A 16,255-nucleotide genomic window follows, 5' to 3' on the forward strand; every position below is an offset into this window, starting at 1 on the left:
AATTCAGCCACCGCCGAAGTGCCCCCGTGTTGCAAAAGGGATGGCACTTTCCTGCCCGGTATCCGGCACCAGGACTCAGCCGGGCCACGCCGTGCAACCTCGCGCACTCGGGAGTGCGTGCTCCCGCTGCAGGCGCCGCCATCCAGCACTCGAGAGGTGTCTCACCTGCCCAGAGAGACAGGTGAACGCCCTCTGAACCCGAATTTCAGGGTGGGCCACTTCCAGGGCCTCCTGCTGGCCCACCCAGAACGCACATTCACACAGCTCAACCGGAGTCCACCTGGGCCTGTGGCGTCCAGACTTATACCAGTAGGTAATCACCCTCACGTAGGGGCGGCGGCCCCATCTCGGCGGGCGGTCGGCCTAACGGCCGACCGCCCGCTCCGCCTGCTGCCGTCTCCGGCCACTCTCCCCACCCCCGCCCCTCCCAATCCGTCTCCGGAGAACAAAAAGCTCTCCAACCATTTGCATCAGCACCTTTTCTGAATGTCCTGGTGATCGGCCGGAACCACACCAGACACAAGAAATTGATCGCCCACACCGTGGACCCCCATGCGATTGATTGCATCCGAGCAGAGATTCTCGGAGCTTCTCAAGGTCCGAGCCGACCGACCCGGCGCGAAGCCCAGCAGCGTCCGCGCGAGCAGCTCGGCCGTAGATCGAGAGGCCTGGGCCGAGGCGGCGCTCACCTGGACGGCTGCCCTCACAACCGGTTGAGACGAGGTCCCGCACCGTCGGACTCCAGAAACCTGCCGGTGAGGACCCACCGAGGCGCTGGCATGGGGCGTTTGTGCCTGGAGCCGCTGGAAGAGGTTTGTAGGTCCGCTGTCGAACCCAGGGGCAGGAGCGCGTTCTTCACAGGATGAGAGATCAAAGCGGCACGACCCACAGGTGCTTCGCCGAGTCGAAGCACCTGAGTCGGGCAGCGCCATGGCCGAGGAGAACGCTCTGGATGACACGCACCAACACCGACCTGTGGATCCGCAACGAGGAACCCTCCCAGGACAGCGGCCCCTGGGGGTGGCACGCGCGGGGCGCAAACACCATCGTCGGCTGGCCGAACACGTGGACGACAACAGGGCCGGAACCAGCGCGGGACGGGTTCGGGCGCGGTACGGGCCGTGTGGGGCATCGTGCGGCACTGAACAGGCCCCATGCGCCCATGGGGGCCGCCCGGGGCGTTCGGGGCCTATGTGGGCCGCTGACGGCCACGGACACCGAACCCGGCCTATCGGTCGATAACGGTCGGTGGCCGTCAGGGGAGGGTCAATCCACTGGGGGAATCGTCGAATCCGCTTGCAATGCTCGGCGAGGTCGAGCGTGGATGCGTGGTGCCCCGCCAAACGCGGGGCCGCGCACCGCATCCGTGCAGTTCACAGGTGGTGGAAAGGTGGGCAGGTGGCAGTGAGTAAGACGGTCACGCTGGACCAGGTCGGCGCGCTGCCGGTCTGGGTGGACCCGGCCACAGCCGGAGACCTGCTCGGCATGAGCCGAACAGTCGTCTACACCCTGCTTGACGCCGATACCTTCCCCGCACCGGCCTACAAGGTGGGTCGCCAGTGGCGCATCCCCACCGCGGGGATACTCGCCCACCTGGGCCTGCGGCCCCTCACCTGGGTCTGCTGCGGATGCGGTGCGCGCCGTGACCAGCACCAGGAGGTCGATCTTGGCCACACATGAAGGCTCCACGTTCAAACGCTGCGGATGCCGTGACGACAACGGAAAACTCCTCGGGGTGCGGTGCGCGATGCTGCGCCGCCGCAGTGGAACCTGGAGCTCCACCCACGGCCGTTGGGGCTATCAGGTCGAGCTTCCTCGCACCGCCCAGGGCGGCAGGCGCCAGGCCCGCCAGATCGGCCTGGCCTCACAAGAGGCCGCGCTGGAAGCACTCCAGAGGGTGCGGGTGCTGCTTGATCTGGCGGGCCAGGACCCCGACGATCTGATCCAGGTCGCTGACCTCATCCAAGCCGAGATCAGGGCCCGCCGACCCCTGCCCGAGGTCGAGGAGGTCAAACGCCGCCTCCACCTGGGGGTGAACCTACGCACCGAAGTGCCCACCGTCCAGGAATGGTTGGCCGAGTGGTTGAAGGACAAACCCGACCTGACCCGCAACACCCGCCGCTCCTACAGCAGCCACATGAAGAACCACCTGGTCCCGCACCTGGGCAGGATCCGGTTGGACAAACTCCAGGCCCGCCACGTGGAGGCGATGTTCACCGCGATCGAGGAGGTCAACGAACGCATCATCGAGTGCCGCGAGGCCGGGGACACCGGGGCGTGGGCGAAGCTGGAACGCAGGCGGGTGGTCTCGCTGGCCACCAAGCACCGCATCCGCGCCACCTTGCGCAGCGCCCTGTCGGACGCGGTGCGTCGCCCCGATCTGCCGGTGACCTTCAACGCCGCCTCCCACGCCCGTCTGCCGTCCTGTCCCAGGAAGAAACCCCTGGTCTGGACAGCCGACCGCATCAAGCAGTGGGAGAAGGACGGCACCATCCCGGGGGAGGTGATGATCTGGACACCCGACCAAACCATCCGCTTCCTGGACCACGCCCGCAAGTACACCTGGCTCTTCCCGCTCTTCCACCTCATCGCGGTCAAGGGGCTACGGCGCGGCGAAGCCGTCGGGCTTCCCTGGGCGAACACCCGGCTGGTGGACGGTCAGATCGACATCCACACCCAGGTCGTCCAACTCGGCTGGGAGACCCACACCTGCACGCCCAAGAGCACGGCCGGGGAGCGCACCATCACCCTCGACGCGACCACCGTCCGGGTGCTCCGCACCTGGAAGCGCCACCAGCTCGAAGCCAAGATGGCCCTCGGAGCCCAGTGGCCAGACACCGGACTCGTGTTCACCCGCGAAGACGGGCAGGGTTGGCACCCGGCCCAGGTCACCGACTGGTTCCACCGCATCACCCGCGCCGCCGGGCTGCCGCCCATCGCCCTACACGGTCTGCGCCACGGGGCGGCATCGATGAGTCTGGCCGCCGGGGTGGACGTCAAGGTCGTCTCCGCCGAGCTCGGACACGCCACGACCCACTTCACCCAGGACACCTACCAGACCGTGTTCCCGGACGTAGCCAAGGCTGCGGCCGAGGCTACGGCGGCGATGTTGAAGCCCGCAGCACACCGCGCCTGACGGAAGGGATCTGCAAGCCCCGTTGGGAACAAGGCCACACACGGCCCCCAGCGGGGCCTCTCTGTGGTCCCTGCAGAGGGAGCCGAGTGCCGATCACCATGCTGGTCCCGTCAAGGGCCGCTACACCGCTGCGAAGGGCACGGGCTTGGTGTGCTCGATGGTGGCTCGGGTGTTCGTCAGGAAGGCGGGCAGACCCTCCACCTCACCCAGCACCGCGTCGAGGTGCGACCTCGGCGATTGGCCGTGACCGGACGTCCCAAGTGCCCACGGCTGCGGTAGAGTTGTCGCGGCGACGGCCAGGAGTCAGGCTCCAGGTCGCACGCGCGGGCCTCTAGCTCAATTGGCAGAGCAACGGACTTTTAATCCGTGGGTTCAGGGTTCGAGCCCCTGGGGGCCTACTTTTAATTTTCTCTGATTCTCTTCGATCTAGCAGTTTCTTGCTCTATGAATCCATTATTTCAACCTGTCGATTACTGCTTTATTGGCCCCTGCCTTTCTCTTCTGCAAAGAACTCATGAGCCGCCTTTTCGAGTTCTTGCTCGGTCATTTGCTCCAGCTATGGCCTCGGCCTGGCGCAGGATGAGATCGGTCGCGGTGACTTCTTGGTCCGGTGGGTAGCCATGTTTCAGGAGCAACCGTTTAATCCGCGTGCGAATCTTCGCTCGGACGGTTTCCTTTACGTTCCAGTCGGTTTTGGCGTCGTTGCGGATGATCTCGGTGAGCTCGTGCGCGATCTGACGCATGACCTCGTCCTTCATCGCCTCCTTGGCGGCGGCGTTCAAGCACAGCGCGTCGTAGAACGCCAGCTCGTCCTCACCCAGACCAGTCTGCTCACCGCGCTTGCGCTGAGCCTTGATCTGCTTGGCGATCTCGACGATCTCGGCGACTACCTGGGCAGCGTCGATGGCGCGGTTCTGGTACCGGTTCAGCGCCTCCGCGAGCATCTCCGAGAACTGCCGTCCAGCTGCGACGTTGCGCTTCTCGACGATCTTGACCTCGTTGGAGATCAGCCGCCTAACCATCTCCAGCTGCAGGTTCTTGTTGTCCGCGGTCTCGAACTGCCTGGCGAACGCGTCGTCGATCAGCGAAATGTCTGGCTTGCCGATGCCAGCTTCCTCGTAGATGTCGATGACACCAGAGCCAGCCATGTGGTGGCTGACGATCTGCCGCACCGCGGTGTCGAGGATTGCGTCGTCGTCGGCGGACTCGCGGTCGGCTCCCTCGATCTTCGCGATCGATTGCCGCACAGCGTCGAAGAAGGCCACGTCATCGAGAATAGTCTTCGACTCCGCAGATGTGGGAACCAGTGCGTGCAGCTGCTTCAGTCGGCGGGTGTGGGCCATGAAACGCTGTTTTAGGGTGTGGCCCTCTTCATTCTCGAACTCGCCGTATTCCCCCTGCGAAGCATCGTCGTGGTTCCGCTGGGACTCCAGCAGGTGGTCGACGGTGGCAGCGACGGCGTGGAGGAACGCCTTGTCACCATCGGATTCGAGGATGGTGAGCCAATCGATGCCATGCAGAAGGTCAGAGACGACGCTGTGCTCGGCGAGCATTTCCGGGATGGCCGACTTACGGACGTCGTCGCCGACGGTGCGGCTGTCCTTGTCGCGCTTCGTGTAGGTATTCAGCGCGTTCTTGAGGTTCTCTGCGATGCCGATGTAATCGACCACAAGGCCGGACGGCTTGTCCTTGAACGTGCGGTTCACGCGGGTGATCGCCTGCATCAGCGACGCACCCTGCATCGGCTTGTCGACGTACATGGTGTGCATAGGCGGGGAGTCGAACCCGGTCAGCCACATGTCGCGGACGATCACGAGCTCCAACGGATCCTCTACATCGCTAGCCCTCGTCTTCATTGCGTTGCGAGCCTGCTTACTGCGGATGTGGGGCTGGAACTCCACGGGGTCCGTGGCATTGCCCGTGATGACAGTTTTGATGACGCCCTTGTCGTCGTCCTCACGGTGCCAGTCGGGGCGGAGCTTGATGATCGCGTCATAAAGATCGACGGCGATACGGCGCGACATCGTCACGATCATCGCCTTGCCGATCAGCGCTGCGCGGCGAGACTCCCAGTGCTCGACGATGTCGGCAGCCAGTTCAGCGATGCGCCTGTCTGAGCCAACGATCGCCTCGACCTTCGCCCACTTCGACTTCAGCCGCTCATCGACACCCTCATCGCTCTCCTCGACGATGTCCTCGAACTCCTCGTCGATCTCCTCCCTGGCGTCCTCCGGGAGGTCGATCCGAGCCAGGCGCGGCTCGTAGTAGACCTTGACCGTCGCACCGTCTTCCTGCGCGTCGGTCATGTCGTAGACGTCGATGTACTCGCCGAAGATTTCCGGCGTGGAGCGGTCGCGCTCATCGATGGGTGTGCCAGTGAAGCCGATAAAGCTGGCGTGCGGCAGTGCGTCTCGCAGATGGCGTGCGAAGCCATCGATCACGTCGTAGTTCGAGCGGTGGGCCTCATCGACCATCACCACGATGTTCCGACGGCCGGAGAGTTGTGGGAACTTCCGGCCGGCGTCCTTGTCGTCTTTAGCCAGGCCGAACTTCTGGATGGTGGTGAAGATGATCCCGCCGGACTCGCGGCCAGCCAGCAGTTCCTTCAGGTGCGCCCGTGAGTCAGCCTGGACGGGTGTCTCCGGCAGGGGCGAGCCGACCTTGGAGGACGCGAAGGTTTCATCGAGCAGCTGGTTGTCGAGGTCATTGCGGTCGGTCAAGACAACGACGGTGGGGTTCTCCATACCGGGATCGCGCATCACTTTGCCGGTGTAATACGCCATCTCCAAAGACTTCCCCGAGCCCTGGGTGTGCCAGACGACGCCGATGCGTCCGTCGCCGTCGACAGCACGCAGTGTTTGGTCGACGGCCTTCTTGACGGCCCAATACTGGTGGTACTTCGCGGCCGCCTTGCGAGTGGTCTCACCATCGCCGTAGGTGGCGATGTAGTTGCGGCACAGGTCGAAGAAGACGTCGGGCCTGAAGAGTCCCTTGGTGAGCACCTCGAGCTGCGGCAGTTTGTAGCCGACCGGGTGCTTCGGGTTTTTCACGGTGCCGTCGATCGTCTTCCACGGCGCCCAGTGGTTCCAGGGCGCGGAGAAGCTTCCCGCCTTAGCGAACAGGCCGTCGGATACGACTGTCACTTGGTTCCACTTGAAGACGTCCGGGATCTGTGACCGGTAGGTCTGGATCTGTCTGTAGGCACCCTTAACCGAGGCGTACTCCTTGCCCGGTCTCTTCAGTTCGAACAGCGCCATCGGGAGGCCGTTTATGAAGAGGATGACGTCTGGTCTTCGCTCGTGTTTGGGACCTTTGACCGTGAACTGATTAACCGCTGCGAGGTCGTTGTTCTCGATCTCGTTCCAATCGACCAGCCAGGCACGGGCTGTTCGCAGGGCGCCTTCGTTGTCACGGTACTCGACGGGCACACCCTCGATCAGGAACTTGTATGCTCGCCAGTTCTCGGACTCCACGAGCGGAGACTCGGAACGCTTAATCGTGCTGATGACGTCTTCGACGGCTTCCGACGGGAGGTCGGGATTGAGTCGGCGCACGGCCGACGCAACTCTGTTATCGAGGATCGTGTCGCGGTAGTCGGTTCGCTCGGCGTGCGGCTCCCCTGGTGCGATGTCGGTACCATGGACACGCATCCAGCCGAGCTCAGCGAGATCGTTCAAGACTATCTCTTCCAGGTCGTCCTCAGTCATCAGACCACCTCCAGTGTCTCGTCGACTCGGATCTTTCCGGACATGAGCAAGGGCAGGAGTTCGTCGCGTGTGCGGGTGAGATCGGCAATCTCGTCTTCCAGTTCATGGATCGCGTCAAGCACGCGAGCGACTTGCCTCTGGGCCGCTAGCGGTGGAACAGGGATTTGCGTTCCGCGGAGGTGCGCCTTCGTTAGTGCACGCCGGGTTGCGCCAGCTGCCGACAAGCCGTTGAGATGTGCCTTGATCGGGTCGCTCAGCAACGCCAGCATCAAAAACCGGGAGTCCAGCACGCGAGGGTCGGGGCGTACAATGGCAACGTGTTGGCTCACGCGCGCTGGCAGTGCACGTTCGGGCGCGAGTGCGGTTCTTGTAACGGATTCTCCGGTGATATTGATAAGTACGTCACCTGGGAGGACAGTCACGACGCGCAGCGCGTCAGCGGCCTCCTCTGAAATCTTTGCCAGGCCGTCAAATGAGAATGCGCCGTCGTAGACGTTCTGTGACCTGATGAACGAGATTCCCTCTTCTTGGTAGACAGCCTTACCGCCCCGAGGTGTGGCCCCACTTCCGATCTTGGTTGTGACCTTGCTGAGTGGCGCGAGGTGGGTCGACCAAGCGTCCAGATGGCTGAATGAAGCCATGGCGAGTCGTAGAACTGCTGACGCTGTACGTCGATTGGCCTCGATGAGGTCATCGAGGGCGCCAAGCAGTGCGGCGATCCTCCCTTGCTCTTCGGGAGAAGGGATGTCTAGAGGTAGCGCCTCGAAGTGGGATTTGGTTAGCGAGGGGATCGCAGACCCGGAGTCCATATCGTTGATGTTGACCGTCAGGAGTTTGTAGTAGGCCCATGTGGGATCGAGCGATGGCCCTGGCTCGAGCCAGTAGGCCGTATCGATCACCCAGAACGGCCCCCTCGCGAGGTGGACCCCGCGATAAGCGCCCTTGCGCCCGACAACTGGGCGAGGACCAACTGCAAGAGGGCTAGACGCAGTCCACCCAACCGGACCGTTGGTCCCAAAGACTTCAGTCGCGCCAATCCCTTCCTTGTAGTCGCGGAGCGCCTTCCCGTATCGGAGCGTCGAAACCCCACCCCATGTAGTGCTGTGCCACCTATTCATCAGCGCTCTCCAACGACTTGAGGGCTGCGATCACCGTCGCCTGGAGACCCTCGCGTTTCTTGAAACCGTCACGAATCTCCAGCGAGAGCCGCTCGATCTTCTCGTTGAGCGGTTCCCCATCGTCTGTTGCCGCCACAGTGCCGACATACCAGTTCGGCGACAACGAATGGTCATGCTTGGCGATCTCATCAGTGGTGACTGACCTGCAGAAGCCAGCAACATCCTCGTAGGGCTTGTCGCCGCTTGTCTCGCTGCCGCGCCAAGCATGGTAGGCGTCTGCGATCTTGTTGATGTCGTCATCAGTAAAGGAACGAACCGTTCGCGTCTCCATGAAACCGACATGGCGCGCATCGATGAAAAGAGTCTCGCCCGTTCGGTTACGGGCCCTGGACCCGTTGGGAGTGCCTTTCTTGTTCTTGGTCAGGATCCAGACACAGACGGGGATGGGAACGTTGTAGAACAACTGAGGTGGCAGTGCGACCACACACTCGATGACATCACCTTCAACAAGGCCCCGACGGATTTCCCCTTCACCGTTCTTCGTGCTTGTGAGCGATCCGTTCGCGAGGACGGTAGCCATCGTCCCCGTCGGGGCGAGGTGGTGGAGCATGTGTTGGATCCACGCATAGTTGGCGTTGCTAGTTGGCGGCACACCGTACTTCCAGCGTGGGTCTTGTCGGAGCTTCTCCCCCTGCCAGTCGTCTACGTTGAACGGCGGGTTGGCAATCACGAAGTCGGCGCGAAGGTCGGGATGCTTGTCGGCGTGGAACGAGTCGCCCCACTCGCTGCCCAGGTTCGCCTCGATACCGCGCAGAGCGAGGTTCATCTTGGCCAGTCGCCATGTCGTCGGCACCGATTCCTGACCGTAGACAGAAATGTCCGCGTGGGTGCCTCCATGAGCCCGCACGAACTTGTCGGCCTGAACGAACATACCGCCAGAGCCGCAGGCTGGGTCGAAGACTCGACCGTGGTACGGCTGGAGCATCTCAACTAGTAGCTGCACGACCGAGCGAGGAGTGTAGTATTGGCCGCCGCGCTTACCTTCGCCACCAGCGAACTTGCCCAGGAAATATTCGTAGACGCGGCCCAGTACATCAAGGTCCTTGTGCTCTTCGGCGGCCAGGTAAGATCGTGAGAATACGTCGATGAGACCACCGAGCATTTCCGGTGTAAGCTCCTGGCGGGAGAAGTTCTTCGGCAGGACTCCCTTTAGCTTGGGATTCTCGCGCTCGATGGCTTCCATGGCCTTGTCGATGTGCGCGCCGATGTCAGGCTGCTTGCCAGCCTTGCGCAGGTCTGTCCAGCGGTGACCTTCCGGTACCCAGAAGACGCCCTCGGCTGTGTACTCGTCACGGTCCTCAAGCACCGAGCGCTTCGCGGCTTCGGTCGGCATGAAGTACTCGGATGACTCGTCGTCGACGAGCCGGGTGAGCTCGTCGTGCCGAACCATGAAGGTGTCGGAGACATACTTCAAGAAAATCAAGCCGAGCACGACGTGCTTGTAATCGGCAGCATCCATCGACGATCGCAGCGCAGTAGCTGCATCCCACAAAGTCTCTTCGAGACTCTGGGCCTGCTTCTTCTTCGGTGGCACCCTCGCTCCTTCACAAATCGAGTAGTTTCATCCTGTCCTACACCACCGACAGGTCGAGGTGGGCACGAACTCGACGGCAGGGCGCCCTCCGACGTCTATGAGATCTCGGGCTCATGTCCGACGGACAACACTGACGACCCGATCTTGCCCCCGCTCCAGCTCGAACCTTACGGCCGATTCGGTGTACCGATGCCTGCTGGTCGAGAAGCAGGGGTGTTGCAAAGCCGGTGACGGGCAGCATCACTCCTGGTCACGGGAGAGCGTCAGAGCAAGGAAAGCTCCTCGAGCACAACAACGGGGCCCTGGTAGAAGGTCAGGAACTTCCATCCTTGTTCTCCCAGTTCAAAGCGATCCCCTGGGGACGTGTGCCCGCTCTGTTCACCGAGATCGACCACAAACACGGGCGGGTCGAGAGACACACGGTCAAGGTGCTCACTGTGTTCGGGTCGTCTTTCCGCCCGCGGAGCAGGTGCTGCGGGTACATCGGTGGGTCAAGACATCGGTCACAGGCAGGGTGCGGCGTACTTACGCCTACGTCATCACGAGCTTGCCTGCCGAGCGGGCCGATGCCGCCCGGTTGGCTTATCTGGTGCGGGGCCATTGGCGGATTGGGGCGCTGCAGCATGTGCGGGGCGTGAACTTTGGTGAGGACGCCTCGCGGGTGCGGACCGGGCACGGTCCGCAGAACATGGCGATGCTGCGCAATCTGGTGATCCCACTGCTGACGGAGCTGGGGCACACGAGCATCCGCTGAGGCGGGGTGCTGGGTGGCCTACGAGGCTTTCGCTCGCTTGACCTTCTCGGACTCGCGTGAATAGCACTGATACCGACCCTAACCGGCTTTGAAACAACCCTGGGGATACCCCAGGGCCCCGGAGTTCTCGCGGTTTAGATCCATACAGGCCGAGTTCGTCTGATGCCGTGTAGGTCGAGGACTTTGTCCTTGCCTGTGTGGGCTCTGCGCCCGGACTGTGTGTTCTTCCACCCCGCGGCGCTCAGCGCCTGGCGGACGATGTCGGTCAAGCAACCCAACACGACCGGGGCCGCCCCGGTGCGGGTGCGCCGGGCGTCTTCGTTGAAGGTCACGTCCCGCACGTAGTGCACCCGGTTCTCCACCGTCCAATGACCGCGAGCGTGGGCCGCCAGTTCCGCGGGCGAGACCTGGTGGGCGTCCAGGTCGGTGACGGCGAAGACCACCTCGCGGCTGCCCTGGGCCTTGCCGTGCTCGCGGCGGTGGCGCTCGATGCGCACCACCTGTCGGGCCCCGGGAAAGGCCAGGCCCGTCACGGCGGTGACCTTCACCGACCGGTGTTCTTCGCGTCCGTGGGCGTGGGTGGGGCCCTGACTGTGGGCCACCGGTATCTGTGACCAGGGCAGAGTGGACAGCTGGGAGTGCAGCCTGGGCCGGTTGCCCTTGACATAGATCAGGTAGTGGGCGCCGCGCTCAAGGAGGTAGGTGGCGTGGTCGGCCACGGTGTGCAGGGCATCGGCGGTGATGATCGCGCCCAGGAGCTCGGTGTCGTGGAGTTGGTCGAGCAGGGCGGTGAAGGCGCTGGTCTCACCCTTCTTGTTGCCCAGCTGGGTGCAGGCGGCCACGGCGGCGTCGTGGTGGCGGGCGGCGTGCAAGGACATCGAGATCGAAGCGCGGCCCTTGCGCGGTCGGGCGCCGCGCTGGGTCTTGCCGTCCACGGCGTAGGCGGTGTGGCGTAGCCGTGGGGGTGGCATCTGGCATTGGCGGGTGCGGTGGGACCGGCGGTGTTCGCGTTCGGGTGCCCCGCCGGGGGTGCGGGCCGCACTGTGGGGTGTGGGTGGTGGGCCGGTGCGGGTGTCCAGGGTGGCCAGGCCGGCCCGGGCGAGTTGGGCGGGGTCCAGGCGGGCGAGCACCTCGCGCAGGGTGCGCTCGTCGGGGATGTGAATCCGCCCTGTGAAAGGGCAGACGGGAAGCCCCAGGCGCAGGAGGATGGGTGGGGGTGCGTTGTGAGCCCATTCGGTGATGGCTGTGGTGGTGTTGTGGCCGGTGGTGGTCAGAGCGCACACGCTCAGGGCGAGCAAGGCGGTCAGGGGGTAGCGGCGGCCGCGTGGGTGGCGGGGGTCGTCGATGGTGGCCAGGTGGTCCATCAGGTCCGGGGTGAGCGGTTCGGCGGGATCGGTTGTGAGAACGCCTTGGGAGCGAGATGATGACACAGCGGGTGCGGAGCCTTGCGGATAGTGGTGTCTCGACAACTCCATGATCCTTCAGGCCCGTGCCCGTTTTTGCATGTCAGAACCCGGTTATGTCCTCACAGGCGGTGTAGATCCGGCGTTCGTTACTTCCCCGACAAACCGCGAGAACTCCGGGGCCCTGGGGGATACCCGGGGCTGTTAGTAGGGTCGGACCGTGGCGCCTTACCGTGATCACTCACGACAGGTTTCCACGGCCCGCCCTCCGAACCCGCCGTGCGCCTTTCAACGCAACGGGCTCTCCACGGTTCCTCAACAGGTTGCAGGTCGTGTGGTCCACGGGGTGGGAATCGAATACCCCCTGAACCGATACCGGGACACCGTGACGTTGGATGCGCCACGGAAAACAGATCCCTGATAGGCGAGCCGCCACCCACGATCGGTGAACCGCCGCCTCAACTCACGCAGACCAATATTGGAGTGCTTGCGGCGGATCCAAGAAGACAACCTCCACCAGGAAAAGGAATCCACAGTGGAGAACATCTTCTTGGACACACCATGACGGAAGTAGTTCGCCCACCCCCGAACCATCGTGTCCACCTCCGCGATCTTGCGTTCGGTGGCCGTGTTCCGGGTGGGTCTGTTCGTTGCCCGCCGCACCCCGTCCTTGATCGCCTGAACGGATTTCTTAGACGGGATGGTGTAGACGTACCGACGTCGGGTCCCTCTCTTCACCCTGCGGCGAATATGAAACCCGAGGAAATCGAACCCCTGGTCGATATGGACAACCCCGGTTTTCTCCTCGGCCAAGCGCAGCCCTAACGGGGTCAGTACCTGGCTCACCTCTTCTTTCAAGACCTCGGCCCGGTCACGGCTCCCTTGCACCATGATGACGAAGTCATCAGCGTAACGAACCAGTTTCCAGTTACCGATTCCCTTCTGGCGACGAACACGTCTACGGTATGCACTGGTTTCCCATTGCGCTGCGATGTATTCGTCCAGTGCTGACAACGCGATGTTGGCCAGCAACGGTGACAGGATTCCGCCTTGCGGCGTCCCGGTGATGGTCTCCTCTCGATTCCCGGACTGTGTCATCACGCCGGATTTCAAGAACGATTTCACCAGCGCGTTGGTCCGCTTGTCCTTGACCCGTCCTCTCACCCTATCCATCAAAGAGGTGTGATCGATCTCGTCGAAGCACGCTTTGATGTCGGCTTCCAGAACCCAGTGGTGGTTCTTCACCGGTGAGGCGAGGCTGTGGATCTCGGCGATCGCGTCCTGAGCGCGCCGGTTGGGCCGAAAACCATAGGAGCAGGGAAGGAAGTCCGCCTCGAAGACCGGTTCCAGCACCGCTTTCAGTGATGCCTGAACCACTCTGTCGATCACGGTGGGGATCCCCAGCTTGCGCAGCTTCCCGCCCGCTTTGGGGATCGCCACCCGACGTACTTCACTGGGTCGGAATTCCCCGCTTTTGAGCAGGTCGCGCACCTGTTGGAGGAACGCATCCCTTCCGATACGGGATCGGACCATGTGCACGGTGACCCCGTCGACTCCTGCTGTCCTGGCACCTTTGTTCCGGGCGGTGCGTTCGAACGCATCGACCAGGAACGCCGGATCATAGACCAGGTTGAATACGTCATCGAACCTGCGTGAAGAATCCTCCTTCGCCCATTGATGGAGTTTGGTCTGCATCTTCCGTACCCGAAAGTAGGCGGTATCGGAATCCGGCCATACGATCGAAGCTCCGGTGTTCACCGGTGCGTCTTCGGATCTTGCATTCACCTGTGTTCTCCTTGGAATCGCTGCCGCCCTTCGCCATGTGACCGGCTTTCCCGGTCTCGGACTACTACGGCGTCTCCGCCCCACTGGCCTTCTTCGGTGAGCATCGCACCTATCCTTTCCTTTCTCGATGGCATCGAGAAGGGAAGGGAGTGAGGACCGGTGGTTCCCACGTTCGCTGTTCTCCGATCGACGGGCGAGGTACCCGGCTTTACCCCCGCAGTATCGCCCTGGTTACGCCGTAGACCTTCACCAGGGCCTCCCTGCCAGATCTCACATACCGGCTCGGGAGTTTTCCACCACGAGAGAGAACTATGGTCCTCTCCGTTGGTGGATGCGCACTGCTTTCCAGCCCGGATCCACCGGGTTAGAGCTGGCGAAAAATTAGGGGGTTTTATGGCACCGGTTCCTTTCGTATACCGTCCCATCTCGCTAACCGCGGCATGACCCATCCGGTAGTACTGGGCCATCCAGGCATTGTCAGGGCTGCTTCCCGTCCTTGGCGGCGATCTCCGCTTCAGACTGCCCCTTGCTTCACCTTCTCGCTACGACGAGAAGGCGGCGGAGTTGCTTTCACCTCCACTCGGATATGTGTTTGAACAGCGCCTCGTGGCGCACGTGAGGTTTTCTCAGCGAAGATCATTTCCACTGCCTGTTGAGGACAAGAGCCGCACGGGCGATGTCTCCGATCCGGCTCGGGCTAAGCGTGACGTACTTCAGCGTCCGCCAGCGCTCCTTGAGTTCGGCGGCGGTGCGCTCACCGAGCGCACGCACGTGCCGCAACAGCGCGTTATACATCCGTGTGTCCACGTGCAGAGCCCCTTCGCCCTGGCCCGTAGGGCGCTTGATGGGGGTGTGCACGCCGATACCGGCGCCTTGGTAGCCCTTGTCAGCCAGGGTGGGCAGGCCCTCGGCCGCTGCCTTGTACAGGGCGGGCAGGGCGTGGAGGCGGGCGGCGGTGATGTCGGGGGTGGATCCGGGCTCGACTGCGGAGACCCACAGCGGGGTGCCGTCCGGTGCGGATAGGAACTGGATGTTGCCGCCGAAGGCCTTGTGTTTTTGGCTGAACCACAGGTCGTTGCCGTTCTCGCGGACGCCCGCGAGGCGGTCGGAGGCGATCAGCGTGCCGTCCAAGACTACGCGCGCTATCCCTTCGTTGTGGCAATTGGCCAAGACTTCGTGCAGGTCGGGGGCCTGGCCGGCGAGGACGTCGATGCCTTCGTGTAGGTAGCGGTAGCTGGTGGCCTGGGAGATTCCGGCGTCACGGGCCAGGCAGTGCACACAGCCGCGCTCACGGAACCAGCGCAGCACCAGCACCGCTTGGCGGAACGGCCCGAGTGCCCGTGAGCCCTTCGGAGTGGCGATGCTTCGGCGGTGGGCGGCCAGGTGTCGGGCGAGGAACTCGACGATGTGGCGTGGGACGTCGAGGGTGGCAGAATAGGTGACCAACGTGAAGCCTCTGGTGGTTACGGACATGATCTTGTGGTGAGACCTGTCCTACCAGGGGCTTTACGTCTGCTCGCATCCAGGTGCCACTCGTCCGGCCCGGCGGGGATCCGAAAATCACCCTGCTCCGCAGAGATCATTTCGCTGAGAAAACCTCAGTGGGGCGGCCGATGCGCGGAGCACGCCTTCGGGAGGTGCTCAGCGGCCTCGAGACACGAGCGAGGCAGGGGAGCGCACATGGAGCGAACCCAAGGTGGAATGGGCGCCCGATTTGTGCAATGCACCCGCTCTGAACTGCGGGTTTTTTGCGGGTAAGCGGTGTGATCACGCTTATTAAAAGTCCGCTGCTCTGCCAGTTGAGCTAAGGCCCCACGGCGACGAGTGGCTCGGCGCCGAGACAACTCTACCGCAGTGGTAGGGCCGACGCAGAGCAACCTTGGGTGGGTGCCGGGCTGCCTGTCCCGTAGGGGTTTCGGGGTGCTTTCGGAGTGGCTGGTGTGCTCTTCTTCGGTGGACTGCGGGGAGTGGGATGATCACCGGGCGCCAGCGGGGCGATCTCCTCGTGTTGCGGCATGAAAAAAATACACATTGAGAAATATTGCACGAAATGCAACTCTGGGTCGTGTAAGGGGAGGACCTATGGGGCTGAGGGAACGCAAGAAGCTGGCCACGCGGCGCGCTCTGCGGGAAGCGGCAGTGCGGCTCACGTTGGAGCGGGGGCTGGAGAACGTGACGGTGGAGGCGGTCTCGGCCGAGGCCGACGTCTCGCCGCGGACCTTCTTCAACTACTTCGCGACCAAGGAGGACGCGCTCCTGGACAGCGTCGCCGTCTCCCTCGACGAGGACGCGCGGGCGGCGTTCGTGGCGGGCGGGCCCACGGGGGCCTTCACCGAGGACCTCAGTGCCCTGTTGATGGCGACTCTCCTGGCCTCGGACGACCTTGAGGCGCAGCGCGCGGATATGGCTTTGCGCAAGCGGCTCACGGAGCAGGAACCCCATCTGCTCTCCGGGCTGCTGCGGCGCTTCTACGACGTGGAGCGGGGCGTCGCGGTGGCGATCGCCGAGCGGGCCGGGGCTCCCGAGGACGATCCTCGCTCACATCTGGCGGCCGCGGCCGCGATGTCGGCCATGCGGCACTCCATGAAGATGGCCCCGGACCGTCCCGGGGGCGGGATCGACGAGCTGCGTTCCTATCTCGGCGAGTCGTTCCGGATGCTGGGTGAGGTCTTCGCCGCGGAGGACTGATCGCGCTGTGGTCCACGCCTCAGGAACGCCTCGGGTGCCAGGGGCGTCGGACTCGTGCGGGGTCCGTGCC

10 protein-coding genes and 1 tRNA gene are annotated in these 16,255 nt (G+C 63.3%); 5 read left to right on the forward strand and 6 right to left on the reverse strand.

Annotated elements, in window-relative coordinates:
* Positions 1–1,404 precede the first annotated feature (1,404 nt).
* From HNR07_RS26995 to HNR07_RS27005, 3 genes are all read left to right on the forward strand, one after another.
* On the forward strand, positions 1,405–1,680 hold the full coding sequence (locus HNR07_RS26995; protein ID WP_312893991.1) for a helix-turn-helix domain-containing protein: 276 nt from the start codon (positions 1,405–1,407) through the stop codon (positions 1,678–1,680).
* Positions 1,667–3,136, forward strand: a complete 1,470-nt coding sequence (locus tag HNR07_RS27000; protein WP_184367746.1) for a tyrosine-type recombinase/integrase — start codon at positions 1,667–1,669, stop codon at positions 3,134–3,136. Before HNR07_RS26995 ends, HNR07_RS27000 begins: the two co-directional genes overlap by 14 nt.
* 325 nt (positions 3,137–3,461) lie before the next feature.
* A tRNA-Lys gene (locus tag HNR07_RS27005) sits at positions 3,462–3,534 on the forward strand.
* 114 nt (positions 3,535–3,648) lie between these two features.
* Here HNR07_RS27005 and HNR07_RS27010 read toward each other — a convergent pair.
* From HNR07_RS27010 to HNR07_RS27020, 3 genes are all read right to left on the reverse strand, one after another.
* The gene (locus tag HNR07_RS27010) at positions 3,649–6,843 is read right to left on the reverse strand and encodes a type I restriction endonuclease subunit R (protein ID WP_184367749.1); all 3,195 of its coding nucleotides are present in this window, start codon (positions 6,841–6,843) and stop codon (positions 3,649–3,651) included.
* Positions 6,843–7,742: a restriction endonuclease subunit S gene (locus HNR07_RS27015; protein ID WP_184367751.1), complete on the reverse strand. Its 900-nt coding sequence runs from the start codon at positions 7,740–7,742 to the stop codon at positions 6,843–6,845. Before HNR07_RS27015 ends, HNR07_RS27010 begins: the two co-directional genes overlap by 1 nt.
* Positions 7,743–7,953: 211 nt before the next feature.
* Positions 7,954–9,555, reverse strand: coding sequence for a class I SAM-dependent DNA methyltransferase (locus HNR07_RS27020; RefSeq protein ID WP_312893992.1), 1,602 nt, complete (start codon positions 9,553–9,555; stop codon positions 7,954–7,956).
* A 514-nt stretch (positions 9,556–10,069) separates the two neighbouring features.
* On the opposite strand from HNR07_RS27020, the gene HNR07_RS27025 reads away from it, so the two are divergent.
* Positions 10,070–10,309: a hypothetical protein gene (locus tag HNR07_RS27025; protein ID WP_184367755.1), complete on the forward strand. Its 240-nt coding sequence runs from the start codon at positions 10,070–10,072 to the stop codon at positions 10,307–10,309.
* A gap of 134 nt (positions 10,310–10,443) precedes the next feature.
* Here the strand turns inward: HNR07_RS27025 and HNR07_RS27030 are convergent, their stop codons facing one another.
* From HNR07_RS27030 to HNR07_RS27040, 3 genes are all read right to left on the reverse strand, one after another.
* Positions 10,444–11,739, reverse strand: a complete 1,296-nt coding sequence (locus HNR07_RS27030) for an ISAs1 family transposase (protein WP_221318720.1) — start codon at positions 11,737–11,739, stop codon at positions 10,444–10,446.
* A 288-nt stretch (positions 11,740–12,027) separates the two neighbouring features.
* On the reverse strand, positions 12,028–13,497 hold the full coding sequence (gene ltrA, locus HNR07_RS27035) for a group II intron reverse transcriptase/maturase (RefSeq protein WP_221318691.1): 1,470 nt from the start codon (positions 13,495–13,497) through the stop codon (positions 12,028–12,030).
* Positions 13,498–14,133: 636 nt separating this feature from the next.
* Positions 14,134–14,943, reverse strand: coding sequence for a transposase family protein (locus tag HNR07_RS27040; protein WP_184371353.1), 810 nt, complete (start codon positions 14,941–14,943; stop codon positions 14,134–14,136).
* Positions 14,944–15,579: 636 nt separating this feature from the next.
* On the opposite strand from HNR07_RS27040, the gene HNR07_RS27045 reads away from it, so the two are divergent.
* Entirely contained in the window at positions 15,580–16,185 is a 606-nt protein-coding gene (locus tag HNR07_RS27045; protein ID WP_184367758.1) for a TetR/AcrR family transcriptional regulator, read from the forward strand.
* The last annotated feature ends 70 nt before the right edge of the window (positions 16,186–16,255 follow it).

Origin of the sequence: Nocardiopsis metallicus (assembly GCF_014201115.1) — a bacterium.
Lineage (GTDB): Bacteria > Actinomycetota > Actinomycetes > Streptosporangiales > Streptosporangiaceae > Nocardiopsis > Nocardiopsis metallicus.

Excerpts from the sequence above, each read along its gene's own strand:
- HNR07_RS27010 (WP_184367749.1), bottom strand. The coding sequence starts at position 6,843 with ATGACTGAGGACGACCTGGAAGAGATAGTCTTGAACGATCTCGCTGAG.
- HNR07_RS27045 (WP_184367758.1), top strand. The coding sequence starts at position 15,580 with ATGGGGCTGAGGGAACGCAAGAAGCTGGCCACGCGGCGCGCTCTGCGG.